Raw genomic sequence first — 24,575 nt, forward strand, 5'->3', positions numbered from 1 at the left:
AAGCGGCGCGCCGGCACTTGCCGGCCACGCCTTTCAGCGGGCGAAGCCCGGGGGCACACGCTTCTCGTGCCCGGGCCCGGGCTAACGGCCGGCCCGTACGCGATGACGGACCATGCCTGTGTTGCCGCGACGCCCAAGGCGCCGCGGGCGGGCCAGCCTTACTTGCGGTTCAGCAGCAGACCGACCAGCAGACCTACACCGGCAGCCACGCCGACGGCACGCCACGGATGGTCGTGCACATAGTCATCAGTTGCGCGCGCGGCGGCCTTGCTCTTGGTGACCACAGCGTCTTGCAGGTCCTGGGCCTTTTCCTTGGCTTGCTTCAGCAGGCCCATGCCACGCTCGCGCAGTTCGGCAGCCTTTTCGCCGGTGGTCGACGCTGCTTGTTTCAGCAGTTCTTCAGCGTCGGACAGAACGGTCTTGACATCGCTCATCAGTTTCTCCTGTTTGCGGGCGGTTAGTTCGGTTTGTGCGTTTTCTGACATTTTGCCTTGCCCCGGTGAGTAACGGCACGTCTTGTTTGTTACTTAGCATATGTGGCGAGTACCCGTGGTTTCAAGACCACGACGCTAACAGGGGCAAAGTCGTCCCATTTCCGGCGCACGCCGGAGGCGCCGTTCTATATGACTGGGAGTGATTTTGTAGTGACTTTATATTCGTTTGGGTTCGATCGCAATCCGGATACTCTGGTTCCACGCATTTTTCCGGAGACCGGGCATGGCATTGCGACTGGGCGACCTCGCCCCCGATTTCGAGCAGGATTCCAGCGAGGGCCGCATCCGCTTCCACGACTGGCTGGGCGACAGCTGGGGCGTGTTGTTTTCGCATCCGGCGGACTACACGCCGGTGTGCACGACCGAGCTGGGCCTGACTGCCAGGCTCCAGGATGAGTTCGTGCGCCGTGGCGTGAAGGCGATAGCGCTGTCGGTGGACGGTGTCGAATCCCATAAAGGATGGATTCAGGACATCAACGAGACGCAATCCACCACGGTCAATTTCCCGATTCTGGCCGATGGCGACCGGAAGGTCTCGCAGCTGTACGACATGATTCACCCGAACGCGAACGAAACCCTGACGGTGCGTTCGCTGTTTATCATCGACCCGAAGAAGAGGGTGCGCCTGATCATCACGTATCCGGCCAGCACGGGGCGCAATTTCCACGAGATCCTGCGCGTCATCGATTCGCTGCAGCTCACCGACAACCATAGCGTAGCCACGCCGGGCAACTGGCAGGACGGCGACGACGTGGTGATCATCCCTTCGCTGAAGGACGAAGCGGTGATCCGCGAGAAATTCCCGAAGGGCTACAAGGCCGTGCGGCCCTATCTGCGGCTCACGCCGCAACCGAACAAATAGGCACCGGGGCGCAACGCCCCGTGCCATTTGCCGATGTTGTCTACGGCGGGGCAGCCCGTCGTCTCCTTGGTAGTGTGCTTCGCCCGGCTTTCCAGCCGGGCTTTTTTTATTTCTGCGCAGAGACGAAACGAGTGCCAGATATCCGATTCCGGATCAGAAGAAGGCCTGGAGGCCGGTCTGGGCGCGGCCCAGGATCAGCGCGTGGATGTCGTGCGTGCCTTCGTAGGTGTTGACCACTTCCAGGTTCACCACGTGGCGGATCACGCCGAATTCGTCCGAGATGCCGTTGCCGCCGAGCATGTCACGCGCCACGCGGGCGATGTCGAGCGACTTGCCGCACGAATTGCGCTTCATGATCGAGGTGATTTCCACGGCGGCCGTGCCTTCGTCTTTCATGCGGCCAAGGCGCAGGCAGCCTTGCAGGCCCAGCGTGATCTCGGTCTGCATGTCGGCCAGCTTCTTCTGCACCAGTTGAGTCTGGGCCAGCGGGCGGCCAAATTGCTTGCGGTCCAGCGTGTACTGGCGGGCGGTGTGCCAGCAGAATTCGGCGGCACCGAGCGCGCCCCAGGCAATACCGTAGCGGGCGGAGTTCAGGCAGGTGAACGGACCCTTCAGGCCCTTCACGCCCGGCATGATGTTCTCTTCCGGCACGAAGACCTGGTCGAGCACGATTTCGCCGGTGATCGACGTACGCAGGCCGACCTTGCCGTGGATGGCCGGGGCGCTCAGGCCCTTCCAGCCCTTTTCCAGGATAAAGCCACGGATATCTTCCTTGCCGTCTTCACCCGCCAGCTTGGCCCATACCACAAACACGTCGGCGATCGGCGAGTTGGTGATCCACATCTTGGCGCCGGTCAGCTCGTAGCCGCCATTGACCTTCTTGGCGCGCGTGACCATCGAGCCCGGGTCGGAGCCGTGGTTCGGCTCGGTCAGGCCGAAGCAGCCGATCCACTCGCCGGTGGCCAGCTTGGGCAGGTACTTCTGCTTCTGCGCTTCGGTGCCGAATTCATAGATCGGCACCATGACCAGCGACGACTGCACGCTCATCATCGAGCGGTAGCCCGAATCTACACGCTCGACCTCGCGTGCGATCAGGCCATAGCTCACGTAGTTCAGGCCCGGGCCGCCATACTGCTCGGGGATGGTCGGACCCAGCAGGCCCAGTTCGCCCATCTCGCGGAAGATTTCCACGTCGGTTTTTTCATTGCGGAACGACTGGAGCACGCGCGGCATCAGCTTGTCCTGACAGTACGCCGCGGAGGCGTCACGCACGGCGCGCTCGTCGGCGGTCAGTTGCTGGTCCAGCAGCAGGGGATCGGCCCAGTGGAATTCGGCGTTGGCAGCCATGCAGGTCTCCTTCGGTAGAGCGGGGAACCGCTGCCAGGCGCTTTGGGATGCACCCGCCTCAGCGGCAATCGATGGAATCGGTGGAATTTTTAAGTTCCGCATTGCGGAACTGTGTTCCGTTGGATTAGTATATCGCAATGCGTTCGCCATGCAAGCGGGATGACCACGGTGTGTTCGATTGTCGCGCGTGGCGCCCGACCGCCCACAGGAGCCAGCCTTGAGCAGCCTTTCTCCAGACGCCACTTCCGCCGCCTCAGTGCGCGAAAGCGATCCCAATTTCGTCACGGCACTGGCCCGCGGCCTGGAGTTGCTACGTTGTTTCCGCACCGGCGAGGCTATGCTCGGCAACCAGGATTTCGTGCGCCGTACAGGCTTCCCCAAGGCTACCGTCAGCCGTCTGGCCGGGACGCTCGTGCAGCTTGGCTATCTGCGCTATGACGATAGCCTCGGAAAATACGCGCTCGATGCGGGCGTGCTGGCGCTAGGCTACGCCTATCTATCCGCTTCTGACGTGGTGGCGCTGGCCCGGCCGCATATGCTCGCGTTCGCGCAGTCCTACGGCGTGTCGGTGTCGCTCGGCAAGCGCGAGCGCATGGAAGTGACCTACCTGGAATCGATCCGTAACGACGCGGGTGTGATGCTGGGGCTGGGCGTGGGATCGCGGCTGTCGCTGGTGTCGAGCTCGATGGGGCGCGCCTATCTGGCGGCGCTGCCGGCGGCGCGGCGGGAACGCGTGCTGGCCGAGTTCAGCCAGGCTTTTCCGGAGCAATGGAAGCAGCAGGAAGCGCCAACGCGTGCGGCGCTTGAAGAGGCGGAACGGCGCGGCTATGCCTCGTCGTTCCGGGACTGGCACCCGGCTATCCATGCCTGTGCGGTGGCATTCCGGCCGGTAGGGGAGAAGGAGCCGCACATGCTCAGCTGCAGCGCCTCGTACGGGACCGTCGAAGAGTCCGTGTTCCACGAAACCCTTGCACCGGCCCTGAAGGCGCTGGCCGCACGCCTGTCGGATCCGGCCGGCTGACGCCGGCCTTGCTGGCTCGCTGCCGCCTTACAGGTCCGTACGCAGTTTCCACAGTTCCGGGAACAGCACCACGTCGAGCATCTTGCGCAGATAGCTGACGCCTTCGGTGCCGCCGGTACCGCGCTTGAAGCCGATCACGCGCTCGACCGTGGTCACATGGCGGAAGCGCCATTGGCGGAACGAGTCTTCGAGGTCGACAAACTTCTCGCCGAGTTCGTACAGCTCCCAGTGCGCGTTCGGATTCCGGTAGACCTCAAGCCACGCCGCTTCGACCGAGGCGTTGTAGGTCGTCGGCTGGCTCCAGTCGCGCTCGACACAATTGGCGTCGATGGCAAAGCCGCGGCGCGCCATCAGGCGGATTGCCTCGTCATAGAGCGACGGCGTTTTCAGGGCCGTCTCCACCAGTTCCAGATGTTCCGGCCGGTGTGAATGCGGGCGCAGCATGGCCGCGTTCTTGTTGCCGAGGATGAACTCGATCTCGCGGTACTGATACGACTGGAAGCCGGACGACATGCCCAGGTAGGGTCGCATCGCCGAATATTCCGGCGGCGTCATGGTTGCCAGCACGTTCCACGCCTGGACAAGCTGGTCCATGATGCGCGATACGCGCGTCAGCATCTTGAAGGCCGGCGGCAGGACGTCTTCGCGCACCGATGCACGCGCCGCGCGCAGTTCGTGCAGCATCAGCTTCATCCACAGCTCGGTGGTCTGGTGCTGCACGATGAAGAGCATCTCGTTGTGGTCGGGCGACAGCGGATGCTGCGCGCTCAGAATTTGGTCCAGGCCCAGGTAGTCGCCATAGCTCATGTCCTTGGCGAAGTCCATCTGCGCGCCGTGCCAGCCGTCGCCCTGCTTGCCTTGTCCGCCTTGCCGTACCGCGCCCGACATCGGGCATCCCTTGAATTCGCTCATGGTGCGCTCCGCTCAGGTCACTGCGCCGCGCGTATGGAAGCGCTCGGCCCGGTGGGTTTCGGTATCCAGCACGTCGCGCAGCGTTTCCACGGCGTCCCACACTTCGGTGAAGCTCGTGTACAGCGGCGTGAAGCCGAAACGGATGATGCGCGGCTCGCGGTAATCGCCGATCACGCCGCGCTCGATCAGTGCCTGCATCACGGCATAGCCTTGCGGATGTTCGAAGCTGACCTGGCTGCCGCGGCGTGCGTGCTCGCGCGGCGTGACCAGCGTGAGCGGGTGGTGGCCGCAACGCGATTCCACGAGCGCGATGAACAGGTCGGTAAGTTGAAGCGACTTGGCGCGCAGCGCCGCCATGTCGGTTTGTGCGTAGATGTCGAGTCCGCATTCGACCATCGCCATCGACGTGATCGGCTGCGTGCCGCACAGGAAACGGCGCACACCTTCGACAGGGCGGTATTGCGGATCCATCGCGAACGGCGCGGCGTGGCCCCACCAGCCCGACAGCGGCTGCCAGAAGGCATCGCGCAGCGCCGGCGCGACCCACACGAAGGCCGGCGAACCCGGGCCGCCGTTGAGGTACTTGTAGGTGCAGCCGATCGCGTAGTCAGCCTTCGACGCGTTCAGTGCCACGGGCACGGCGCCTGCCGAATGGCAGAGGTCCCACACGGTCAACGCGCCGCGCGCATGGGCGAGTTCGGTCAGCGCGGCCATGTCGAGCATCTCGCCGCTCTTGTAGTTCACGTGCGTGAGCATCAGCACGGCGGTGTCGGCGCCGACGGCGGCATCGATCTCGGCCGGCGAGTTCACCAGGCGCAGCGAATAGCCTTGCTGCAGCAGATCCGCCAGACCTTGCGCGATATACAGGTCGGTCGGGAAATTGCTTGCTTCAGACACGATCACCTTGCGCGACGGATCTCGCGTGGCCTGCACGCGCAGCGCGGCGGCCAGCACCTTGAACAGGTTGATCGACGTGGTATCGGTGACCACCACCTCGTTCTCGCCGGCGCCGATCAGCGGAGCCAGCATGTTTCCGAGGCGCTGCGGCAGGTCGAACCAGCCCGCGGTGTTCCAGCTGCGGATCAGGCCAGTGCCCCATTCCTCGCTGACGACTTCGGCGGCACGTGCCGCAGCAGCGCGCGGGCGGGCGCCCAGCGAATTGCCATCGAGGTAGATCACGCCGTCAGGTAGCGCGAACTGGTCGCGCAATGCGCGCAGGGGGTCTTGCTGGTCGAGCAACAGGCATTGCTCGCGGGTCAGTGCGGTCATGTCGGAAAGAGGCAAAGGATTACGGGGGGTGTTCAGTCAAGGCTGCGCAGCACGGCACGCACCGGGCTTGCGTCGAGCCCGGTAAAGCGCAGCGGCAGCGCAATGAGTTCGTAGTCGCCTTCGGCGACGGTATCGAGCACCAGGCCTTCGAGAATGGCCAGCCCGTGGCGGCGCACGGCCTTGTGCGCGTCCATGGTCTTGGACTCCTGCGGGTCCAGCGACGGCGTGTCGATGCCGATCAGCTGCACGCCGTGCGCGGCAAGCAGTGCAATGGTTTCGGGGGCGACGGCGCAGAAACCGGTGTCCCATTGATCGAGCGGCGCGCGTTTGTACGTGCGCAGCAGCACGCGCGTCGGCAGGTCGTTCAGCGCATGTTCCACGTGATGTGGTGCGACGACGGGCGTGGCACCCACACAATGGATCACGCGGCAACGGCCAAGGTAAGGTTCCAGGCCCACTTCGCCGATCGGCGCCCCATCAGCGGCATAGTGCAGCGGCGCGTCGGCATGGGCGCCGGTATGCGGCGACAGCGTGATGCGGCCGACATTGACCGGGCAGTGCTCATCCATCTGCCAAGCGGTTTCCTGTTGGAACGGCGTGTCGCCGGGCCACACGGGCGTGGCGGGGGAAAGCGGAGGGCTGATGTCCCACAGCTTGCGGCTGTCGGCGGGCGTTGCGGGGCGGTTGGTCATGTCTGCACGGCTGCCGCAGGGGCGGCGCCGATGTCGTCCTCGATGACGGCATGATAGTCAAAAAAACCGGCAAGAGGCTTGCGAAATCCACTGCTTAACGGCGGCTATTTCGCATAAAATTCGAAAATCTACTAGATTTAAGCGTAAATATTCGAATGACTCTTGATCCTATTGATTTGCGCATCCTGGAGTGCCTCCAGGAGCACGGCCGCATCAGCAATCAGGACCTGGCCGATCGCGTGGCGCTGTCGCCGTCGGCGTGCCTGCGGCGCGTGCGGCTGCTGGAGGAATCAGGCGTCATCGGCGGCTACCGCGCGTGGTTCGACGCCGAGCGGCTGGGGCTGGAACTGGAAGCGATCGTGCAGGTGTCGATGCGGCACGACGTGGAGGGCTGGCACGACACGTTTATCGCGGCCGTGCAGGCGTGGCCGGAGGTGCTGTCGGCTTACATCATCACTGGCGACAGCAACTACATCCTGCGCGTGCAGGCGCGCAATCTGAAGCACTACTCGGATTTCATCGTGAACCGGCTGTACCGTACACCGGGCGTGATGGATATCCGCTCCAACATCGTGCTGCAGCGGATCAAGACGGATAGTTCGCCGCTGGCCGTGCTGAAGGCGGCCGATCCGGCAGGAACCTGAAGATGGGGCGGGGAGGCGGGCGGCGGTCAGCCTTCCAGCGGCGTCGTGGTCGAGAAGATGCCGTTTTGGAAAATCAGCGGCGGCTCGTGGCTTTCGAGCACACCGCAGCGTTCGACTTCGCCGACGAAGATCACATGGTCGCCTTCGTCATAGCGGCTGCGGTTGTGGCACTCGAACCAGGCCAGGGCATTTTTCAGGACCGGCAAGCCGTTCTCGGACAGCCGGTAGTCCACGCCGGCGAAACGGTCGCCCTTGAGCGTCGCAAAGCGCTTGCATAAGTCCAGTTGCGACGCCGACAGCACGTTGACGATGTAATGCGAACCGTCGCGAAACATTGGCAGGCTGTTGGCGCGCATCGCCATGCTCCATAGCACCAGGGGTGGGTCCAGCGATACGGAGTTGAAAGAACTGGCGGTCATGCCGATGAACGGCGGCGCCCCGGCCGCGACGGCCGCTGCGCTGGTGCGGGTGGTGATGATCGTCACGCCAGTCGCGAACTGCGACAGCGTGCGGCGAAAATGCAGTGCATCGAAATCCGGAGATGCGGCCTGGCCGAGGTCCCGCGGCGGGATTTCAGGCATGCCCATCGCAAGGGCTCCACTGGCGGTCATGATGATTCATAGTTGGGGGTCGCGGCGACAGGGACAAGATCTGGCGATGCGCGCAGCGGCGTCAGTCTGGCAGCTAACACTTCTGCGCAACGGTGTCGCGCCATGCAACGATGTGCCCTAACCGCAACGGATTCTTGAGAATTGTATCGGGTTTGGAAGGCCCCTGCGCCGGAGAGGCCGCAATGCTGACCGCGCTTGGGGATAACCCGCCGGCAGATTGCCTTATCTGCGCTTATGCTTAGGAACGGTACATCGACACAACGCGTGAACCCCGGGAGCGGCGACATGGAACATGGACTCGATACGGCGACCCTCGGCGGAGGATGTTTCTGGTGCCTGGAGGCGGTGTACCAGCAGGTCAATGGCGTGCGTGCCGTGGAATCGGGCTACACCGGCGGGCATGTGAGCCATCCCAGCTACCAGCAGGTTTCCGAAGGCGATACGGGCCATGCCGAAGTCATCCGCGTGACGTTCGATCCGGCGGTCATCAACTATCGCGAGATCATCGAGATTTTCTTTGCGATCCATGATCCGACCACGCTGAACCGGCAGGGGAACGACGTTGGCCCGCAATATCGCTCGATCATCTTCACGCACTCCGAAGCGCAGCGCGCCGTGGCGGAGTACGTCATGCGCGAACTGGTCGCCAACAAGGTCTTCGACGCACCCATCGTCACGCAGATCGAGCCGGAGCAGCCGTACTGGCGTGCCGAGGCGAGCCACCAGAACTACTTCCAGGAGCATCCGAGCCAGGGATACTGCGCGTTCGTCATCTCGCCCAAGGTCGCCAAGTTCCGCGAGAGGTTTGCCAGCAAGCTGCGCCGGTAGCGGCGCGGCACCGTGCCATTACAGGCGCGCGGCGATGGCCTCGGCCAGCCGTATGCACGTGAGCGGCGCGGAGCCTTCGGCCTTGTTGCTGATGATGACAGTCGCGCTCTGCCCCGCGTTCAACGTGCGTACGACAAGATCGGCGATGGCATCGCGCGTTTCGGGGTCTTCGTCGACGAGGCGGTTGAACGGCGCATAGATCGATTCGGCCACCTCGTAGGGCCGTCCGGCGTGCAGCATCCAGCGCAATACGAGCGGGCCCGGCGCTTCGGCGTCCATCAGGGCCTGGGCTGAAGCCTGCCGATGCACCGGCGGCAGCCGGTCACGCGCCGACAGGCAGAAGCGCACGCCGTAACGGCGCAGCAGCTTGATATAGCGCGGTGTCAGCAGTACCGGGTCGCGCATTTCCACGGCATAACAGGCATGCGGCGTGATGGACGGATCGAGCGGCGGCAGCGCGGACAGGAATCCGTCAAGCCGATCGAGAAAAGCCGCGGCATCGTTCGCCAGGCTGCCCAGCGGGGAAAGTTGGAACAGCAGCGGTCCGCATTTGGCACCGAGTCCGCTGGTGGCCGGCGTGATGAAATCGCGGATCGCGATCTCCGCATCGAGAAAGGCCGCATTGGCCAGCCGCCCGACGCCGTCCGAGCCGCGCAGCCACGCATCGCAGACGCTGGCCGGCGCCTTCACCAGAAAGCGGAACTGTTCCGGCACCTGCGCTGCATAAGCCAGGTAGTCCGCGAGCGGAATCGGGCAGTAGAAGCCGCGGTCGATGCCGGCGGCACGCAGTAACGGATGTCGCGAATACGCGGCGAGGCCCTTGCGCGAAAGCAGGTTGTCGCTGTACTCGCCGTCATAGACCAGGCCATTCCAGCCGTTGTACGACCACGACGACGTGCCGAGATAGAGATTTGGCGGCAGCCGCCTGGCGAGCGCGTCAATGGCGGGATCCGGCCGGGCCGGCAGGACGGATTTGCCGCGGGAAGCTTTGTCTGGGCTCGGCGCGCCACCGCCGGCGACGCACGCTTGTGGCGGCGAGGCTGGCGGAAGCAGCTCGCCGAACAGGTCTTCAGTCAATCCAGTCAATCGTTCTGGCCAATCGGGTGGTCGTAGATATAGCGGCGCGACCAGGGTATCGCGGACGACGACCTGCCCGCCTTGTGGCACACGACCTGGTAGATCGACATCTGGTCCGTATCGAAGGCGTGTGCGCACCCGGCAAGATAGACGCGCCAGATACGGTACTTCTTCTCGCCAACCATGTCGCGGATCGCGCTGGCGTGCGCCTCGAAGTTCTCCGCCCAGTGCCGCAGCGTCTGCGCATAATGGCGGCGCAGCAGCTCCACGTCAAACGCTTCCAATCCGCCTTCCTGCATGGTCTTCAACACCAGGCCGATGTGCGGCAGCTCGCCCTGCGGAAAAACGTAGCGATCCATGAACTGGGAACCGTCCATCGGCGCATCGCTGGGGTCCGGCACCGTGATGCCATGGTTCATAGCGACGCCATTGTCGGCCAGCAATTCACGCATGCGGCCGAAATAGCCGGCCAGGTTCTTCTTGCCCACGTGCTCGAACATGCCGACGCTGGTGATGCGGTCGAAGGTGCCTGCGATGTCGCGGTAATCCTGCAGGCGGATTTCGATGCGGTCCGACAGGCCGGCGGCGCGGACGCGCTCGGTGGCCAGGTCGAACTGGTTCTGCGACAGCGTGATGCCAACGCAGCGAGCGCCGAACTTCTGCGCGGCGCGCATCACCAGAGCGCCCCAGCCGCAACCGATGTCGAGCAGCGTCTGGTCCGGCTGCAGCCGGATCTTGGTCAGGATGTGATCGATCTTCTTGCGCTGCGCGGTGGCCAGGTCTTCATCGCCGTTTTCGAAGTAGGCGCAGGAATAGACCATCTTCGGGTCCAGCCACTGGGTGTAGAACGCATTGGACACGTCATAGTGGTACTGGATCGCGTTCTTGTCTTCCTGCTTGGTATGCGTGAAATGATGGGCAACCCGGGCCAGCGCACCGCCCGCGCGCCGCTTGGCCGCCGCCGAAAAACGGTAACCCACGTCGATGATGTCCGTGAGCTTGCCGTCGAGGTCGATCTTTTCCTGGACATAGGCTTCGCCGAGATTGTCCAGGCTTGGGGTAAGAAGCAGCGGCAGCGCGCCGGCTTCGCGTACGGTCAGGGTCACGTTCGGCTTGTCGAAACTGCCCAGCGGGTACTCGCTGCCGTTCCACAGGCGTAGCTTGACGGGCAGGTTGGCATGCTCGCGCAGGTCGGCGATCCAGCTGTCCAGTTGCTTGTCGAGGGCTTGCTTGAAGAACATGCGCGTTACCTCCTGTCGTTGCGGCACACGTGACGAACGAAGGCGCCAGGCGGAGACAGCAGGGCAGTGACAGCCGGGCGCAGCCCGGTCGCGATGGGACGCATTCAGCGACCCGCGGGGATTTTCGCCCGCGGTGTCTCGTCACGTCCTCAAAGCGACGCTTATCCCACTTTAGGACAATTCCCCGGCTTGTGCTGCGCAGCGATCAAGGCGACAGCCGCACGATCTTCCAGCTACCGTCGGCTTCGACGCGGTACGCAATGCGGTCATGCAGCCGCGATGGCCGCCCTTGCCAGAATTCGAGCGCGGTCGGCACGAGCCGATAGCCGCCCCAGTGCGCAGGCCGTGGCGGGTTCTCGCCGAACTTCGCACGGTATTCGGATTCGCGCTGCTCGAGCACATCGCGGCCCGGCACTTCCCTGCTCTGCTCCGAAGCCCAGGCGCCCAGGCGTGAGCCGAGCGGGCGCGACGCGTAGTAAGCATCGCTCTCGTCGTCGGCAACTTTTTCAACGCGGCCTTCCACACGCACCTGGCGCTCGAGTTGCACCCAGTGGAACAGCAGCGCGGCGCGCGGGTTGGCGGCCATGTCCAGTCCCTTGCGGCTTTCGTAGTTGGTAAAGAAAGTGAAGCCTTTCTCGTCCATGCCTTTGAGAAGCACGATGCGTGCCGACGGCTGGCCGTCGGCGCCGACGGTAGCCAGCGTCATCGCATTGGGCTCGGGCAGCTTGGCGGTCACGGCCTCGTCGAACCAGCGCTTGAACTGGGCGATGGGGTCGCCTGCCACGTCCGATTCGTTGAGGGAGCCCAGGACATAGGTACGGCGGAGGTCAGCGAGTTGGGTCATGTCGCAATCGATTGGAATCTGCCGGAAATCCGGCTGATTTGAGTATAGCGAATGCGTTGCAAGCCGCTTTTGTGCGCCGGCAAATCAATGCGAGGGTGGAGACAATTCCGCAGCCGCGACGCGAGACTGGCGTCGGGAATAGAGGCCCGCCATACCCATGGCACCCGCCATCGACAGGAAGATAGGCAGCATGCCCAATGCTGTCCCGACCACGCCAAACGTGAGTGGCCACACCACCTGGCTGGTATTGAGCACCGCCGAACGCAGTCCCAGCGCCTCGCCGGCGCGACCGCTGGGCGAGGCGGTGTGCAGGATATTCATGACATTGGGCTGGGCGCTGCCGAGCGCGAGACCCAGAACGAAGGCCAGGCCGCACATCATCCAGAAATGCGTGACGAACGGGTAGATCAGGTAGGCCGACGCGCCCACCATCAGTGCGAATCGGATGATCTTCCACTCCGACAGCCGCCGCGATACCAGCGGCATGGCCACGCGGATCGCGAACGTGGCGATCGCGAATGCGCCCAGCACCCAGCCGATCGACGAGGGCAACAGGCCGATGCGCGAGCCATGAATCGGGATCAGGAACGCATGCAGGTCCCACGCGGCCGACAGCACCGCGCTTGCAACGAAGACCGCACGCAGCTCCGGATACTGGAGCAGGTCCAGCGTGGAGCGCCGGCTGCCGTCTTCAATGGCGATGCGCCCGGCATTGCCGCCTTGTGCCGGCAGGCGCGGACGCACCCATTGCAGCCCGGCCTGGCCGACCAGGGCGACCGCTACCAGTACCAGGAAGGCTGGCCGGAAACCCGCATGTTCGATCACATAGCCCATCACCACCGGGCCAAGCGTGCCGGATACCGACAGCCCGAGCGCGTGCAGCGTGTAGTTGCGCAGCCGGGTGTCATTGGTGGAAACCTGTCCGATCAGCAGTTGCATGGCAACCTGGACCAGCATGAATCCGACGCCGATCAGCGCGCAAGAAAAATACAGTGCGGCAATCTCGTGCCACACGGCGGGCAGCAGCGTGCCGGCCACGACCATGAGGGAACCCGCAGTCATCGGCTTGCGCGGACCGATCTCGTCGATGCGCTTGCCGGCGCGAATCGCGAGCAGCATCGGCAGCAGCGCGTACAGCGACATGAGCAAGCCCAGCGTGAGCGTCGACGCCTTCAGGGAAATGGCAAACAGGGACACCACCACGCGGCTGGCATTGAACGCCACGTGATTGCACACCGTCAGCGCGATCAGCCAGCTGATCGGCGGGACGGCGGCATGGGGCAGCGTCATGGGGGGGCGGACGGCGAATTCGGTTTTTGTTGCCGCAGTACGACGGACAACAAAAAAACAAGGGCGGCCATGGGCCGCACCTTCGGAAGGGCGCCGTCGCCGGCACCCGGAGTGTGCCATTTGTTTGATACATCTTGTAAATGGCCATTTAATTATGCGCCGGGCCTGGGCACAGCACAACGTTCAAAGACGTTGAGCGGTCAATTTATGCACAAGTGTTGTGAATTTGCAGCGGCGGTTTGGCGGGAAGATCAGCCGCCCCGATAAAGCTCGGCATCAGTCGGTGGCCGGTTAGCAGGTGCCGCTGGTGGGCGCGCAGTGCGACCGTCCTCGGCCTGTTGCGCTTGCGGTCCCTGCGCTGGCTGCGGTGCCCTGGCTGGTTGCTGCGCTTGCTGTTGGGCCTGTTGCGCCTGCTTTGCCTGCTGAGCCGGGGCGGGATGCTCCGGGTTGCGCAGTTCGGCGGCCACCGCGCTGGCCGCGCCCGGCGCCTTCGGGTCACGATAGGTCTTGCCGGGCGGCGGTGCAATCGGCTTCTTGTTCAAGTCCGCCAGCAGACGGCCGCACTGGTTTTCCTTCGACGACGACAGGTCGACCAGCGGTACCACGGCCGTGGCCACCGGGGCGACCAGCGCGAGCGCGAGTGCGCCGCCGGCGCGCAGCGCCAGCACGCCGACATCGGGGCTCACACGCGGCTTCTTCAGCGTCCCGCCGACATAGAGCGGCGAGCGCAGCGAGAAGATTCGCACGCCCTTGGAGTCCGGGTGGATCGTCATGGCCAGCTTTTCGCTGTTGAGATCGACGGCGCCCTCGGCGACGATCTCGGCATCCTGCGTGTCCAGCACGAAAGTGCGGGCCCGCGCGATGCCGTTGGTGAACGCGAAGTCGCTGACGCCGCAATTGATCTGCACAGGCTTGTCGCCGAACAGCTTGGAGATGATCACGCTGCCGACATTGAGGCCCGCGGCTTCCAGCAGGAACTTGCTGACGGTGCCGTTTTCGACGAGCAGCTTGGCCTCGCCGTTGGACGATCCCAGCAATGCGCCCACGGAATTGCCGGCCGCGGACAGCTTGGCGCTGCCGTTGATCTCCCCGATGCTGGCCCGCATCGACTGCACCGTCGGGAACAACTGCTTGAGCTTGAGGTGGTGCGCACGCATGTCGATGACGGCGCCCATCGGCTCGCGCTTGCCGTCGAGCCGGATAGTGGATACCAGGTCGCCGCCGGCAACGCCGAAGTTAAGCGGATCGAGTAGCAGCACCGCATCCTGCAGCTTCAGGTGCGTCACCAGGTCGGTGATGGGCAACCGTTCATCGCGGATGATGCGCTTGCCGGTGAAGCGGACATCGGCGTCGATTCTGTCCCAGCGTTCGGTCCGGAACGGCGCCACCGGTAGCGCCTTGTCGGCAGGCTGGCGCACATTGCTGTCCGGCGCAGGTTTGCCCGGCTTCGCGTTGGCGCCAATCAGCGGTGCCAGGTCCACGAAGCGCAGCTCCTTGGAAACCAGCTCACCGGCCAGAAGTGGCCGCGGTACGCGCTGCGTAAAGGTCAATGTGCCGCTCAGGTCGCTGCCGCCGACCTTGCCCGTGAAGCCGCGGTACGCATAGACCGATGCGCCCTTTTTAATCGTGGCCACCAGCCGGCCACGCGTTTCGTACGGCGGCGTGGAAGGCAGCACAATGCCCGTGAGCGCGTACAGCTTGGCCATGCTGTCGCCCTGCAGATGCAGATAAACATCAAGGGCGGCGAGGTGCGCCGGATTAGTGAGCGTGCCTTCGATGACGGCCCGGGTCGCGCCGACGCGTACATCAGCCAGTAGCGGGAAGGGCACGTTCACATTGCGCAGGCTCAGCACGTTGCCGGCCTTGCCGCTGGCGTTGATGCTCGCCTCGTTGTAGCGGCCGTTGGCTTTCCAGCGCAGTCCGTAACGCTGGTTGCCGGCCACGGCATTGGCGGGAGGGCCAGACGCGGACGGCGCGCTCGCGGCAACCGGCGCCGATTCGCTGGCTGGCGCGGAGGCGTCAGGCGTGACCAGCGCGCCATCGCGTGCCTTCTCGTACAGCGCAGCGTCCCCGATCGTATCGACCGACGCTTGCAGCTCGATCTTCTGCGCCTCGTCGGACAAGGCGAGATTGCCGCGCGCGAGCACGACTTCGCCGATGTCGAGATGCCAGCGCGACTTGCCCGTCTTTGGGCCGGTGTCAAATGTCCAGTTGTTGCGATTGTCGGCCAGTCGTTCCAGCCAAACGGCGGGGCTGTCGATCACGATGGTTGGCACCGCGATCTCATGGGTCAGCAGCGGTACCGGGCGCAGCACGAAGATCAATTCGCGCACGGTGGCAATGTTTGGCGACTTGGTCCAGTCAGGATTGCCGATCGTGATGTCCCGCGCCGAAAGACGGGGCCAGGGCACCAGCGTGTGCCAGCCGGTCTCTCCCTCAGCCGTGCGCCAGGTGACGGTGAGATCACCGTTGATCGCGAACGGCCGGCCGATGGCATCCGACACCCGCTCGTTCAGCCAGGGCTTCAGGCGGTTCCAGTCGAAGGTCAGGATCAGGATGACCAGCAGGGCTATCAGCAGGATCGGCGTGAGCACTGTCCAGAGAATGACCTTGCGGCGCACCGGCATGGGGTGTCTCCTGTGAGGCTGCACACCGCTGCGGAGCATGCGGCGGACGGGGCACTAGGTCTATTGTATAGTTGCGCGCTTCGCTTACCTGTCGGGGAATGGCTGACAGAGCCGCGTGCGCCGTCCTATTTTGCATGCGCGTGCCCGCAAGTTTTTCCGCCCGAATTCAGCCGATTTCCAACCCGACTGCCAGCATGAACGACGCTGCCTCCCCATTGCCCGAACTGCCGCCTCATCTGGCGGATCTGCCCGAACCGCTGACCCACGAAAGCCCGGCCGATGACGACTATCACCGCCGTTTCGGCGGTGTCGCCCGGCTCTACGGCAACGCCGGGCTCGCGCGCCTTGAGGCGGCCAGCATTTGCGTGGTGGGCATCGGCGGCGTCGGGAGCTGGACGGCAGAGGCGCTGGCGCGCAATGCCGTCGGCCGCATCACGCTGATAGACCTCGACCATATCGCGCTGTCCAACACCAACCGGCAGATCCATGCACTTGGCGATGCCTACGGCCGCGCCAAGGTAGAGGCCATGGCCGAGCGCATCATGGCGATCAACCCGCGCTGTCGCGTCACGCAGGTCGATGACTTCGTCACCACGGACAACGTGGCCCAACTGCTCGGCGCCGGCCACGATTACGTGATCGACGCCATTGATGCGGTGCGCGTCAAGACCGCCATGCTGGGCTGGGCGCGCGGCCACGGCATGCCGATCATCACCTGCGGCGGCGCCGGCGGGCAGTTCGACCCGACGCGCGTGCGCATCGACGATCTGTCCCGTACCATCCAGGATCCGTTGCTGTCCAAGGTTCGCGCGAGCCTGCGCAAGGACTGGGGCTTTTCGCGTGATCCGAAGAAGAGGTTCGGCATCGCGGCGGTCTATTCGGACGAGCCGCTGCAGTATCCCGAACCCGAACAGCAGGCCTGCGAGATCGACGAAGCGCCGCCGGCCGCGGCGGTGGCGCCTGCGTCGGGGCCGCAAGGGCTGGCCTGCGCCGGCTTCGGATCCTCGGTGGCGGTGACAGCGGTGTTCGGGTTCGTCGCGGCTTCCGCCGTGATCGGCGCGATCGCCAGAGGCAAGCCCTAAGCGCTCAATGCGCGCAGCAGCGCGTCGGTCTCTGCCTGCTCGGGTGCAAGATTGTTGAAGTAGATGAGTTCCGGGTACTCGGCCGGTTCCGGCATGAAGCGGCGCGTGCGATAGGCCTCCCAGTGCGCGAGCTTGTAGGCGTCATTGGGGTTGCCGCGCCGGATGATGCGCGCGTGCGCCTCGTCTTCGGGCAGGTGCACCCACACAATGCGGACCGCAGTCCTGGCTGGCACGTGCAACCACGCCGGATCATGGAGCTGATGGGCCTTGATCTCGCGCGACAGCGGTCCGACGACCAGCACGCTGATGCCCAGCGCAAGATTCTCGCGCGCCGTGTCGAGCAGGCCCTGGTATTCGGGGTCGCGCAGGTTGTCCAGATAGGCAGGGCTGTCCCTGTCGTTCGGGTCGCCGGTGATGGCGGCCATGGCGGCGGCGCTGTAGCGGCCGTACAGCGTGTCCTTGTCGAGCAGGCAGAACGGCTCGCCGGTCGCCTGCATCAGCGGGCCGATCAGGCGATGCGCCAGGGTGGACTTGCCGGTACCGGCATGGCCGCAGAAGAAGATCAGTCGTGGCATCGGGGAAGCCTTGGCTCAGGGGTGCCGCTGGTGGCGGCGCAGCATCAAGCATAACCGCTCGCGCGTCCCGGGCGGATTTGAGCGAAATCAGATGCCGGGCCACTGATTTCGGTATCCTTTCCGTTTCTTTCCATGCCGCCCGCCGCGCCAGCCCCTTCCATGGATTCCAAAAGCCAGCTCTCTTCCGACGGCCTGCCCGCCGACCTGCATCTGGGCGAACCGGTCACCGACGCCACGCATGCGGAATTCGTGCAGTTGCTTGCAGCCGTCGCAGGTGCCGATGACGCCGGTTTCCTCGCGGCCATGGACGAATGGATCGATCACACGCGCCATCACTTTGCCCAGGAGGAATCCTGGATGGAGGCGATGGGGTTCGGGCCGCGCCACTGTCATGCCGGCGAGCACCAGCAGGTATTGGCCGTGGCCAAGGCGGTGCGCGACAAGGTTGCCAGCGACGGGGAACTGGAGCTGGGCCGCCGGCTGGCGGCCGAACTGTCGGGCTGGTTCGACCACCACGTCAAGTCCATGGACGCGATGATGGTCGAGCACATGCAGAAGAACGGCTTCACACTGGTCGAAGGTCCTGCCGACCAGCCGGCAGCCTGATTCAGGCTGATTGCGCAGCCTCGCGGTCAATCACGACGAAGTACTTGCGCACACGCTCCAGCACTTCAAACAGGCCAGTGAATCCTGCCGGAATCACGCAAGCATCGCCCGGCCCGAACTCGCTGGCCGCGCCGGCATCGTCGCTGATGCGGATGCGGCCGCTGATTACATGGAAAAATTCCTCCTTGCCGGCGGGGAAGGCAATGCGCCAGGCGCCCGGCTCGCAGGCCCAGATACCGCAATCGAAATCGCCGTGCTGCGCACTGTAGTGCGTCCAGGTGGTGCGGTCGGGGTTGCCCGCGACGAGCCGGTCCGGGCGCGGACGGTCGTGGGTGGGGGCGGGCGCGTTGGCTTGGAAATCGATCAGTCGCACGGATGCGGTCATGGCGGGAATATCAGGCGGATGCTGGAAGCAGGCCCGCCAGTTTAACGCGCCATGGCCTGTGCGCATCCGCCGTGCGTCAGTTGAGCGAGGTGCTGAGCTGACGGCGCCAGCGCGACACCACGTCAGGGTGGTCGCCCAGCATATCGAACACCGAAATCATGGTCTTGCGGCCAACATCGTCCTCAAAGCCGCGGTCCATGCGCACGATCGCCAGCAACTGTTCGAGCGCGGGCTCGTACTGCTGGCGCGCGATCAGCAGGCGGGCCAGGTCAAGCCGGGCCGGCAGGTCACGCGGGTCGGCCGCGATGCGGCTCGTCAGGGTTTGCTCGTCCGGCAGGTCACTCACGCCCTTCATTGCTTCCAGTCGCGTGCGCAGCGCGGCATAGGCGTCTTCCTGCGCGGCTTGCGGGGACAGTCTGCCGAATTCCGCTTCGGCCTCGGCCAGCGCATTGCCGTCCAGCAGGAAGCTGATGTACGCAAGACGCGCGGCGTCGGAACCGGGATCCAGCGCCAGCAACGACTGAAACGCATCGCCGGCAGCCTGGCGGTCCCCAGCCGCGGCCAATGACTGTGCGTCCTGCAGCGCCAGTTGCGCGGGGTTCGGCGTCAGCCGCGACAGGAATTCGCGCAGGCCCGATTCCGGCAGTACGCCGATGAACTGGTCCACCGCCTCCCCGTCGGCGAACGCCACCACGTGGGGAATGCTGCGCACGCCGAAGTGGGCCGCCAGCTCCTGGTTCTCATCGACGTTCACCTTGGTCAGCTTCCACTGGCCATTGGCTTCTGCCTCTAGCTTTTCCAGCATCGGGCCCAGCGTGCGGCAGGGACCGCACCACGGCGCCCAGAAATCGACGAGCACCGGTGCCTGGCGCGAGGCCTCGATCACTTCCGGTTCGAAATTCTGCAGGGTGACATCGCTCATGGCGGCAAGCCTGTCTGGCAGGCATCGAGTTCTGGAATAGAACGATTGTGAGGGCGAAGGCGCCAATTGCAACCTTGGCGGCTTCATTGCCCCCCATTTGGCGCACTATTCCATTGCACGATTCGGGAAAGTCACCGATTGAAAATAGAACGATCGTTCGGTTATAGTGATTGACACCCTTACACAGGTCGCCCAAAGACCGCACAGGAGACTCTTCGATGCAGAACCCCGCTCGCCCGCATTTCCAGTTCTGGCCAAAGCGCGTGCCGACCTCGATCGTGCTGCCCGAGACTTCGCTCTGGTACAACCTGGAGGTCTCCGCACACCGCTATGCGGACAAGGCGGCCATTCGCTATTTCGGCAAGGCTGTCACGTTCCGCGAACTGGAGGCGCAGGCGACCGCGCTGGCGGGCTGGCTGCAGCAGAAGGCCGGCGTGAAGAAGGGCGACCGCGTGCTGCTGTACATGCAGAACTGCCCGCAGTTCATCGTCAGCTACTACGCGATCCTGCGTGCGGATGCCGTGGTGGTGCCAGTCAACCCGATGAACCGCGTCGAAGAGTTCAAGCACTACGTCACCGACGCCGGCGCGCGCGTGGCCATCTGCACTGCGGACCTGGCCGTGGGCGTCGAGCAGGCCCAGTCCGAACTGGCGCCGGCCGATCGTCTGCAGCACCTGCTGGCAACTCAGTATTCGGATGCGTTGCCGGCCACCCACGAACACCCGGAAGATGCGCCGGCGTCGTGGCTGACGACGCAGCATCCGCTGCCCGCCGGCGCCACGCCGTGGACTGAAGCGCTCGGCGCCGGCCTGCAGCCCGGCCCGCACACGGCCGGCCCCGAGGATCTCGCGGTGATGCCGTACACGTCCGGTACGACTGGCTTCCCTAAGGGCTGCATCCATACGCACCGCTCGGTGATGCACAACATCGTGGGCGGCGCGACGTGGTCAGGCAGCGGTGCGGAATCGGTGATCCTGTCGGTGCTGCCGCTGTTCCATGTGACCGGCATGCAGTACGGCATGAACGGCCCGATCTACAGCGGCGCCACGGTCGTGATGCTGCCACGCTGGGATCGCGAAGTTGCCGGCCGTCTGATCTCGCGCTACCAGGTCACGCACTGGACCAACATCCCGACGATGGTGATCGATTTCCTGGCAAGCCCGAACCTCGCGGAGTTCGACATGTCCAGCCTGCGCTATATCGGCGGTGGCGGCGCGGCCATGCCGCAGGCCATCGCGGAGCGGTTGCGCGACCAGTTCGGGCTGAACTACCTGGAAGGCTACGGGCTGTCCGAGACCATGGCGCCGACGCACAGCAACCCGGCCGACCGACCGAAACTGCAGTGCCTGGGCGTGCCGACTTTCAACACCGACGCACGCGTCATCGATCCGGTTATGCTCAAGGAACTGCCGCCCAACGAAGTCGGCGAGATCATCGTGTCTGGCCCGCAGGTGTTCAAGGGCTACTGGGGCAAGGAAGACGCGACGCGCGACGCCTTCATCGAATTCGAGGGCAAAACCTTCTTCCGTACCGGCGACCTCGGTCGCATGGATGAAGAGGGCTACTACTTCATCACCGACCGCCTCAAGCGCATGATCAATGCGTCCGGTTTCAAGGTGTGGCCGGCCGAAGTGGAGAACCTGCTGTACAAGCATCCGGATGTGCAGGAGGCATGCATCATCGGCACGCGCGACGCGTATCGCGGCGAGACCGTCAAGGCGGTAGTGGTGCTGCGGGCGCACGCCAAGGGCAAGACCACGGCCGAGGAAATCGTCGACTGGGCCAAGGAAAACATGGCCGCCTACAAGTACCCGCGTGTGGTCGAGTTCGTCGATGCGCTGCCCAAGTCCGGTACGGGCAAGGTGATGTGGCGTCAGCTGCAGGAGACTGAAAACGCGCGCAGTGAGAGCGCGCAGAAGCCCGCGGCAGCCTGACGCCGGCGTCAGGCTGCGTGCCTGCGGTCAATGCCCGCGGGCACGCATCAGGATCTTCACCATCGACTTGTAGCCGCGCTCGCGCGCATGGCGCGTGGGCGTCACGCCTTCGCGGTCGGCAAGATTGGCATCGGCGCCTGCGTCGATCAGCAACTGCACGATCTCTTCGTAGCGCGCACCGCCGTCGCCGAGGATCACGGCTTCCAGCAGCGCCGTCCATCCGAGCTGGTTGACGTGGTCGACGGCAATACCTTTCTGCAGCAGCAGCTTCACCACTTCCACATTGCCGTGCTGGCTGGCAACGATTAGCGCTGTGCCGTCGTAGCGGTCGGTACTGGTCAGGTCCGCCCCATGCGACAGCGCGAGCCGTACCACATCGACCTGCCCCGTGGCTGCCGCAAGCAGGAATGGGCTGTTGGACTCGGTGTCCTTGCGGTTGACGTCGGCGCCGGCCACGATCAGCGTCCTCGAAACCTCGCCGCGGCGGTTATAGACGGCGGCGAGCAGGGCACTGCGGCCGCGCTCATCGACCGCCTGCGCCGACGCGCCGGCCGCGAGCAGGCGGTTGACCAGTTCGAGGTCGCCCGCCGAGGCGGCGGTGAACAGGTTGCGGTCCAGCGCGCTGATGCCTTCCGAGCGGGCCGGTACGTGCGTGCTGTCGCCACGCGGCCCGCGTGGCGAGCCGGCCGGGGCTGATGCTCCCGAGGGCCGTGCCGCCAGGGTCTGGTTGCCCTGGCCGGCCAGCAGCGCACCGCAGGTCAGCAACCCCATCAATCCCAGCATCTCGGAGAGCGCCTGGCGGCGGGTGCGGAGAACGGGGCGCGTCATGGCGTTCGCTCCTGGTTCAGACGGTCTCGTGCGGGCTGGCCGGCTGGGGCAGCGGCGCGTCGCTGGCATCGGTCCCGGCAGGATGCGCGAGCCCGCCATGGCTGCGGGCAGCGTCGGCGGCGTCATGGGCCTGGAGCTGGCGCCACAGGCGGCCGAGGTAGGGATCATCAACGCCATTGGTGGCCAGGCCCAGCAGGGTCTGCTGCAGGTATTCGCGCGCGGGGCCGTAAAGTCCGACAGCATGGCGCAACCGTTCAACCACGCTGGCATCGGGCAGGCGCCCGGCATAGCCTTCGTGCTCGCGGTTCATGACGAAGGCGAGTGCACGTTGCTCAGGCCCGTCCGGGTCGCTGCCGGTGCGGACGCGCAGCCAGCGCGGATGATAGGCGCCGGTCAGCATCTCGCGGCGCCACAACAGACGGAATTCCTGTTCGACCATATGGCTCGGAATGCGGAACACCATGCCGTGGCAACAGCCGCCGCGATCCAGTCCCAGGACCAGCCCCGGGTTGTCCCACGTGCCGCGGTTGATGCGAGAGTACAGGTAGAAGCCGCGATGGTAGCCATGCACGGTCGCGCGCTGGCGTTCGGTGTGCACCACCATCGGGTTCCAGATCAGGGAGCCGTAGCCGAATACCCAGACATCGCCGTTTAGCGCGCCATCATCGGGCCGCCTGGCGAGCGCATCGTGAAGCGTTTGCTCGAGCGCTTGCTCGGGCAACAGGGCGGACGCGATCGGCGTGCTGCACAGCGAGGAGCGCAGCCGGTCCGTTTCGAGGTCCTGTCGGGTGATGGCCATGCTGCCAGCATAATGCAAAGCGGGGCAACGGGCAGGGGCCGCAAGCGGCACGGCCGCCATATTTCGTCGGTGGCGGCCAACGGTGTGGGTGCCGGGCAACGGTCAGGCAGCAATTGACGATTTGCCCGCGATCACGCCAGCGCGCGTCTGCACTGGCTCTGGCTGCCACCTTGTCCTTACAATGGCAGCATTATCCCGACCATGGAGAACCGGCAATGGCGCGTACGCTTACGGTGGTGTTCAGCGGCGGCAAGGAGTTCGAATTCACGATCAGCCAGGCCGAACTGGCATCGATCCCGGAGGACGCAGCGTGGCGCTGGTTCGACAAGGAATACACCGACCTCGATTGCCAGGCGTCGAGCCCTGTTGGCAAGGTGCTCGTGATCGACAAGATCCTGAACGTCGCAAAATTCTCGGGGGAGTCGCGCTTTACCGGCGATACCGCCTGGGCGCAGGATTATGCTCGCCATGCGGCGCGCCTGCTGGACCGCGACAAGGTCCGCGTCGATGTCGGCAATGCCGCCATCGGCTTCTGAGCCGATTTCTCGGCCAATACTGAGACTGAAACGGAAGCGAAGCGGGCAATGCCCGCTTCGTCATTGGCGTCAGACGCCCAGCAATTCCACTTCGAACAGCAGCGTGGCGTTCGGCGGAATCACGCCGCCGGCGCCGCGCGCACCGTAGCCCAGGTCGGCCGGGATCACCAGACGGCGCACGCCGCCAACCTTCATGCCCTGCACGCCTTCATCCCAGCCGCGGATGACATGGCCGGCGCCCAGCGGGAACACGAACGGGTCATTGCGATCCTTGCTCGAATCGAACTTGCGGCCGGCCTGGCCGTTTTCGTACAGCCAGCCGGTGTAGTGCACGGTCACGTGCTTGCCGGCAACGGCTTCGGCGCCGGAGCCGACGGTGGTGTCTTCGTACTGCAGGCCAGACGGGGTCGTTTGCATGGTGTTATTCCTTCCGGTTGGTGCAAATAAATGCGGTGGGATCGGGGCGGGGCAGGTCGATGCCGGCCTGCTCAGCCTGCGGCGCGCTGGAGTACATCCAGCGTCAGTTGCACATTGCGGTCGTCGTCGCTGACCCAGATCTCGCCATCCTGGATTGTCACGGACAGGCGCATGGCGCGTTGCGCGAGCGCGGCCAGCGCGTCGACGGCGTCAGTCGGCACATTGTAGACCGTGACGTTGCGCAGCTTGCCGGCCTTGCCGGCCATGCCCTTCCACCATTCGCGCGCGCTGGCGCCGTTATAGGCATAGACCGTGACGCGTTCGGCGCGTGCGGCCGCGCGCTTGAGCCGCGCTTCGTCGGGCTGGCCGAGCTCCACCCAGTGGATGATGTCGCCGGTCAGGCTCTTCTCCCACAGGTCCGGCTCGTCCGGCTCGTCGAGGCCACGGGTGAAGGCGAGGGTTTCGCTGGCTTCGCAGGCAAAGGCGAGCAGCCGCACCATCATGCGCGCATCGTTCTCGGACGGATGCTGGGCGATGGTCAGCGCATGGCTGCCATAGTAGGGCCGGTCCATGTCGGACACGGACAGTTCGGCTTTGAAGATCGTGGATTTGAGCGCCATGGGGAAAGCGTGAGGCACGCGTCATGCGACGCGAAAGGCCGCATCATACGTGATTCGGGCCGCCGGACATATGGCCGGCATCGGGCCAGGCGCGAGCAGGCTGGCGAGAGGC

General features: G+C 64.8%; 26 protein-coding genes. 8 read left to right on the forward strand and 18 right to left on the reverse strand.

Going from position 1 to position 24,575, the window contains the following annotated elements; all coding sequences use genetic code 11:
• Positions 1 to 158 precede the first annotated feature (158 nt).
• Positions 159 to 485: a DUF883 family protein gene (locus ACIGJG_RS04000; RefSeq protein WP_011296988.1), complete on the reverse strand. Its 327-nt coding sequence runs from the start codon at positions 483 to 485 to the stop codon at positions 159 to 161.
• A 232-nt stretch (positions 486 to 717) separates the two neighbouring features.
• Between ACIGJG_RS04000 and ACIGJG_RS04005 the strand changes: the two genes are divergently transcribed.
• Positions 718 to 1,356, forward strand: coding sequence for a peroxiredoxin (locus ACIGJG_RS04005; protein ID WP_140952552.1), 639 nt, complete (start codon positions 718 to 720; stop codon positions 1,354 to 1,356).
• A 153-nt stretch (positions 1,357 to 1,509) separates the two neighbouring features.
• Here the strand turns inward: ACIGJG_RS04005 and ACIGJG_RS04010 are convergent, their stop codons facing one another.
• Positions 1,510 to 2,703 carry an acyl-CoA dehydrogenase gene (locus ACIGJG_RS04010; RefSeq protein WP_011296989.1) on the reverse strand — a complete coding sequence of 398 codons (1,194 nt, stop codon included), beginning with the start codon at positions 2,701 to 2,703 and terminating at the stop codon, positions 1,510 to 1,512.
• Positions 2,704 to 2,920: 217 nt separating this feature from the next.
• Here ACIGJG_RS04010 and ACIGJG_RS04015 point away from each other — a divergent pair, with 217 nt between their 5' ends.
• On the forward strand, positions 2,921 to 3,724 hold the full coding sequence (locus ACIGJG_RS04015; RefSeq protein WP_011296990.1) for an IclR family transcriptional regulator: 804 nt from the start codon (positions 2,921 to 2,923) through the stop codon (positions 3,722 to 3,724).
• A 27-nt stretch (positions 3,725 to 3,751) separates the two neighbouring features.
• Here ACIGJG_RS04015 and kynA read toward each other — a convergent pair whose 3' ends face one another.
• Genes kynA through kynB form a run of 3 tightly spaced genes read right to left on the reverse strand, consistent with a single transcriptional unit; the run spans position 3,752 to position 6,597 of the window.
• Entirely contained in the window at positions 3,752 to 4,636 is an 885-nt protein-coding gene (kynA, locus tag ACIGJG_RS04020) for a tryptophan 2,3-dioxygenase (RefSeq protein WP_011296991.1), read from the reverse strand.
• Between the two features lie 12 nt (positions 4,637 to 4,648).
• A complete protein-coding gene (gene kynU / locus ACIGJG_RS04025; protein ID WP_011296992.1) occupies positions 4,649 to 5,905 on the reverse strand; it encodes a kynureninase in 1,257 nt (418 codons plus the stop codon).
• Between the two features lie 32 nt (positions 5,906 to 5,937).
• Positions 5,938 to 6,597 (reverse strand): arylformamidase, encoded by a 660-nt coding sequence (kynB, locus tag ACIGJG_RS04030; protein WP_220631400.1) that lies wholly within the window; start codon positions 6,595 to 6,597, stop codon positions 5,938 to 5,940.
• A gap of 155 nt (positions 6,598 to 6,752) precedes the next feature.
• Here kynB and ACIGJG_RS04035 point away from each other — a divergent pair, with 155 nt between their 5' ends.
• Positions 6,753 to 7,241, forward strand: coding sequence for an Lrp/AsnC family transcriptional regulator (locus tag ACIGJG_RS04035; protein ID WP_011296994.1), 489 nt, complete (start codon positions 6,753 to 6,755; stop codon positions 7,239 to 7,241).
• A 26-nt stretch (positions 7,242 to 7,267) separates the two neighbouring features.
• Here the strand turns inward: ACIGJG_RS04035 and ACIGJG_RS04040 are convergent, their stop codons facing one another.
• The gene (locus tag ACIGJG_RS04040) at positions 7,268 to 7,828 is read right to left on the reverse strand and encodes a flavin reductase family protein (RefSeq protein ID WP_011296995.1); all 561 of its coding nucleotides are present in this window, start codon (positions 7,826 to 7,828) and stop codon (positions 7,268 to 7,270) included.
• A 309-nt stretch (positions 7,829 to 8,137) separates the two neighbouring features.
• Here ACIGJG_RS04040 and msrA point away from each other — a divergent pair, with 309 nt between their 5' ends.
• The gene (msrA, locus tag ACIGJG_RS04045) at positions 8,138 to 8,680 is read left to right on the forward strand and encodes a peptide-methionine (S)-S-oxide reductase MsrA (protein WP_011296996.1); all 543 of its coding nucleotides are present in this window, start codon (positions 8,138 to 8,140) and stop codon (positions 8,678 to 8,680) included.
• An 18-nt stretch (positions 8,681 to 8,698) separates the two neighbouring features.
• On the opposite strand, the gene ACIGJG_RS04050 is transcribed toward msrA, so the two are convergent.
• From ACIGJG_RS04050 to ACIGJG_RS04070, 5 genes are all read right to left on the reverse strand, one after another.
• Positions 8,699 to 9,757: a DUF72 domain-containing protein gene (locus tag ACIGJG_RS04050; RefSeq protein ID WP_483672797.1), complete on the reverse strand. Its 1,059-nt coding sequence runs from the start codon at positions 9,755 to 9,757 to the stop codon at positions 8,699 to 8,701.
• Positions 9,758 to 9,762: 5 nt separating this feature from the next.
• On the reverse strand, positions 9,763 to 10,998 hold the full coding sequence (locus tag ACIGJG_RS04055; RefSeq protein ID WP_140952545.1) for an SAM-dependent methyltransferase: 1,236 nt from the start codon (positions 10,996 to 10,998) through the stop codon (positions 9,763 to 9,765).
• A 205-nt stretch (positions 10,999 to 11,203) separates the two neighbouring features.
• Complete coding sequence (gene pdxH / locus ACIGJG_RS04060; protein ID WP_011296999.1) at positions 11,204 to 11,842, reverse strand: pyridoxamine 5'-phosphate oxidase; 639 nt, start codon at positions 11,840 to 11,842, stop codon at positions 11,204 to 11,206.
• Between the two features lie 84 nt (positions 11,843 to 11,926).
• Positions 11,927 to 13,132 carry an MFS transporter gene (locus ACIGJG_RS04065; RefSeq protein ID WP_483672798.1) on the reverse strand — a complete coding sequence of 402 codons (1,206 nt, stop codon included), beginning with the start codon at positions 13,130 to 13,132 and terminating at the stop codon, positions 11,927 to 11,929.
• Between the two features lie 251 nt (positions 13,133 to 13,383).
• A complete protein-coding gene (locus ACIGJG_RS04070) occupies positions 13,384 to 15,759 on the reverse strand; it encodes an AsmA family protein (protein ID WP_220631402.1) in 2,376 nt (791 codons plus the stop codon).
• A gap of 194 nt (positions 15,760 to 15,953) precedes the next feature.
• Here ACIGJG_RS04070 and tcdA point away from each other — a divergent pair, with 194 nt between their 5' ends.
• The gene (gene tcdA / locus ACIGJG_RS04075; protein ID WP_011297002.1) at positions 15,954 to 16,841 is read left to right on the forward strand and encodes a tRNA cyclic N6-threonylcarbamoyladenosine(37) synthase TcdA; all 888 of its coding nucleotides are present in this window, start codon (positions 15,954 to 15,956) and stop codon (positions 16,839 to 16,841) included.
• On the opposite strand, the gene ACIGJG_RS04080 is transcribed toward tcdA, so the two are convergent.
• The gene (locus ACIGJG_RS04080; protein WP_011297003.1) at positions 16,838 to 17,416 is read right to left on the reverse strand and encodes a P-loop nucleotide/nucleoside kinase family protein; all 579 of its coding nucleotides are present in this window, start codon (positions 17,414 to 17,416) and stop codon (positions 16,838 to 16,840) included. The genes tcdA and ACIGJG_RS04080 overlap by 4 nt on opposite strands.
• Before the next feature lie 159 nt (positions 17,417 to 17,575).
• Here ACIGJG_RS04080 and ACIGJG_RS04085 point away from each other — a divergent pair, with 159 nt between their 5' ends.
• Positions 17,576 to 18,022 (forward strand): bacteriohemerythrin, encoded by a 447-nt coding sequence (locus ACIGJG_RS04085; RefSeq protein ID WP_041679511.1) that lies wholly within the window; start codon positions 17,576 to 17,578, stop codon positions 18,020 to 18,022.
• A 1-nt stretch (position 18,023) separates the two neighbouring features.
• Here the strand turns inward: ACIGJG_RS04085 and ACIGJG_RS04090 are convergent, their stop codons facing one another.
• Together ACIGJG_RS04090 and trxA are read right to left on the reverse strand one after the other, a co-directional pair.
• Positions 18,024 to 18,407, reverse strand: coding sequence for a cupin domain-containing protein (locus ACIGJG_RS04090; RefSeq protein WP_041679512.1), 384 nt, complete (start codon positions 18,405 to 18,407; stop codon positions 18,024 to 18,026).
• 76 nt (positions 18,408 to 18,483) lie between these two features.
• A complete protein-coding gene (gene trxA / locus ACIGJG_RS04095; protein ID WP_220631403.1) occupies positions 18,484 to 19,329 on the reverse strand; it encodes a thioredoxin in 846 nt (281 codons plus the stop codon).
• A 218-nt stretch (positions 19,330 to 19,547) separates the two neighbouring features.
• Between trxA and ACIGJG_RS04100 the strand changes: the two genes are divergently transcribed.
• On the forward strand, positions 19,548 to 21,263 hold the full coding sequence (locus tag ACIGJG_RS04100) for a long-chain fatty acid--CoA ligase (protein WP_140951093.1): 1,716 nt from the start codon (positions 19,548 to 19,550) through the stop codon (positions 21,261 to 21,263).
• Between the two features lie 27 nt (positions 21,264 to 21,290).
• Here the strand turns inward: ACIGJG_RS04100 and ACIGJG_RS04105 are convergent, their stop codons facing one another.
• Both ACIGJG_RS04105 and ACIGJG_RS04110 read right to left on the reverse strand, forming a co-directional pair.
• Positions 21,291 to 22,091 carry an ankyrin repeat domain-containing protein gene (locus ACIGJG_RS04105; protein ID WP_011297008.1) on the reverse strand — a complete coding sequence of 267 codons (801 nt, stop codon included), beginning with the start codon at positions 22,089 to 22,091 and terminating at the stop codon, positions 21,291 to 21,293.
• Between the two features lie 16 nt (positions 22,092 to 22,107).
• Positions 22,108 to 22,890 carry a gamma-glutamylcyclotransferase gene (locus ACIGJG_RS04110; RefSeq protein WP_041679846.1) on the reverse strand — a complete coding sequence of 261 codons (783 nt, stop codon included), beginning with the start codon at positions 22,888 to 22,890 and terminating at the stop codon, positions 22,108 to 22,110.
• A 215-nt stretch (positions 22,891 to 23,105) separates the two neighbouring features.
• Here ACIGJG_RS04110 and ACIGJG_RS04115 point away from each other — a divergent pair, with 215 nt between their 5' ends.
• On the forward strand, positions 23,106 to 23,426 hold the full coding sequence (locus tag ACIGJG_RS04115; RefSeq protein WP_011297010.1) for a hypothetical protein: 321 nt from the start codon (positions 23,106 to 23,108) through the stop codon (positions 23,424 to 23,426).
• A 69-nt stretch (positions 23,427 to 23,495) separates the two neighbouring features.
• Here ACIGJG_RS04115 and ACIGJG_RS04120 read toward each other — a convergent pair whose 3' ends face one another.
• Together ACIGJG_RS04120 and ACIGJG_RS04125 are read right to left on the reverse strand one after the other, a co-directional pair.
• Positions 23,496 to 23,843, reverse strand: coding sequence for an FKBP-type peptidyl-prolyl cis-trans isomerase (locus ACIGJG_RS04120; RefSeq protein WP_011297011.1), 348 nt, complete (start codon positions 23,841 to 23,843; stop codon positions 23,496 to 23,498).
• A 71-nt stretch (positions 23,844 to 23,914) separates the two neighbouring features.
• The gene (locus tag ACIGJG_RS04125; RefSeq protein ID WP_011297012.1) at positions 23,915 to 24,463 is read right to left on the reverse strand and encodes a YaeQ family protein; all 549 of its coding nucleotides are present in this window, start codon (positions 24,461 to 24,463) and stop codon (positions 23,915 to 23,917) included.
• Positions 24,464 to 24,575: the final 112 nt, after the last annotated feature.

This window comes from Cupriavidus sp. C1SS-2L, from assembly GCF_057073735.1.

Coding starts and splice junctions, on each gene's coding strand:
- ACIGJG_RS04120 (WP_011297011.1), bottom strand. CDS start 23,843: ATGCAAACGACCCCGTCTGGCCTGCAGTACGAAGACACCACCGTCGGC.
- kynU (WP_011296992.1), bottom strand. CDS start 5,905: ATGACCGCACTGACCCGCGAGCAATGCCTGTTGCTCGACCAGCAAGAC.
- ACIGJG_RS04100 (WP_140951093.1), top strand. CDS start 19,548: ATGCAGAACCCCGCTCGCCCGCATTTCCAGTTCTGGCCAAAGCGCGTG.
- pdxH (WP_011296999.1), bottom strand. CDS start 11,842: ATGACCCAACTCGCTGACCTCCGCCGTACCTATGTCCTGGGCTCCCTC.
- ACIGJG_RS04080 (WP_011297003.1), bottom strand. CDS start 17,416: ATGCCACGACTGATCTTCTTCTGCGGCCATGCCGGTACCGGCAAGTCC.
- ACIGJG_RS04090 (WP_041679512.1), bottom strand. CDS start 18,407: ATGACCGCATCCGTGCGACTGATCGATTTCCAAGCCAACGCGCCCGCC.
- kynA (WP_011296991.1), bottom strand. CDS start 4,636: ATGAGCGAATTCAAGGGATGCCCGATGTCGGGCGCGGTACGGCAAGGC.
- ACIGJG_RS04070 (WP_220631402.1), bottom strand. CDS start 15,759: ATGCCGGTGCGCCGCAAGGTCATTCTCTGGACAGTGCTCACGCCGATC.
- ACIGJG_RS04065 (WP_483672798.1), bottom strand. CDS start 13,132: ATGACGCTGCCCCATGCCGCCGTCCCGCCGATCAGCTGGCTGATCGCG.
- ACIGJG_RS04040 (WP_011296995.1), bottom strand. CDS start 7,828: ATGGGCATGCCTGAAATCCCGCCGCGGGACCTCGGCCAGGCCGCATCT.
- msrA (WP_011296996.1), top strand. CDS start 8,138: ATGGAACATGGACTCGATACGGCGACCCTCGGCGGAGGATGTTTCTGG.
- ACIGJG_RS04000 (WP_011296988.1), bottom strand. CDS start 485: ATGTCAGAAAACGCACAAACCGAACTAACCGCCCGCAAACAGGAGAAA.
- ACIGJG_RS04035 (WP_011296994.1), top strand. CDS start 6,753: ATGACTCTTGATCCTATTGATTTGCGCATCCTGGAGTGCCTCCAGGAG.
- ACIGJG_RS04125 (WP_011297012.1), bottom strand. CDS start 24,463: ATGGCGCTCAAATCCACGATCTTCAAAGCCGAACTGTCCGTGTCCGAC.
- ACIGJG_RS04005 (WP_140952552.1), top strand. CDS start 718: ATGGCATTGCGACTGGGCGACCTCGCCCCCGATTTCGAGCAGGATTCC.
- ACIGJG_RS04105 (WP_011297008.1), bottom strand. CDS start 22,091: ATGACGCGCCCCGTTCTCCGCACCCGCCGCCAGGCGCTCTCCGAGATG.
- ACIGJG_RS04055 (WP_140952545.1), bottom strand. CDS start 10,998: ATGTTCTTCAAGCAAGCCCTCGACAAGCAACTGGACAGCTGGATCGCC.
- ACIGJG_RS04010 (WP_011296989.1), bottom strand. CDS start 2,703: ATGGCTGCCAACGCCGAATTCCACTGGGCCGATCCCCTGCTGCTGGAC.
- kynB (WP_220631400.1), bottom strand. CDS start 6,597: ATGACCAACCGCCCCGCAACGCCCGCCGACAGCCGCAAGCTGTGGGAC.
- ACIGJG_RS04115 (WP_011297010.1), top strand. CDS start 23,106: ATGGCGCGTACGCTTACGGTGGTGTTCAGCGGCGGCAAGGAGTTCGAA.
- trxA (WP_220631403.1), bottom strand. CDS start 19,329: ATGAGCGATGTCACCCTGCAGAATTTCGAACCGGAAGTGATCGAGGCC.
- ACIGJG_RS04110 (WP_041679846.1), bottom strand. CDS start 22,890: ATGGCCATCACCCGACAGGACCTCGAAACGGACCGGCTGCGCTCCTCG.
- ACIGJG_RS04085 (WP_041679511.1), top strand. CDS start 17,576: ATGGATTCCAAAAGCCAGCTCTCTTCCGACGGCCTGCCCGCCGACCTG.
- tcdA (WP_011297002.1), top strand. CDS start 15,954: ATGAACGACGCTGCCTCCCCATTGCCCGAACTGCCGCCTCATCTGGCG.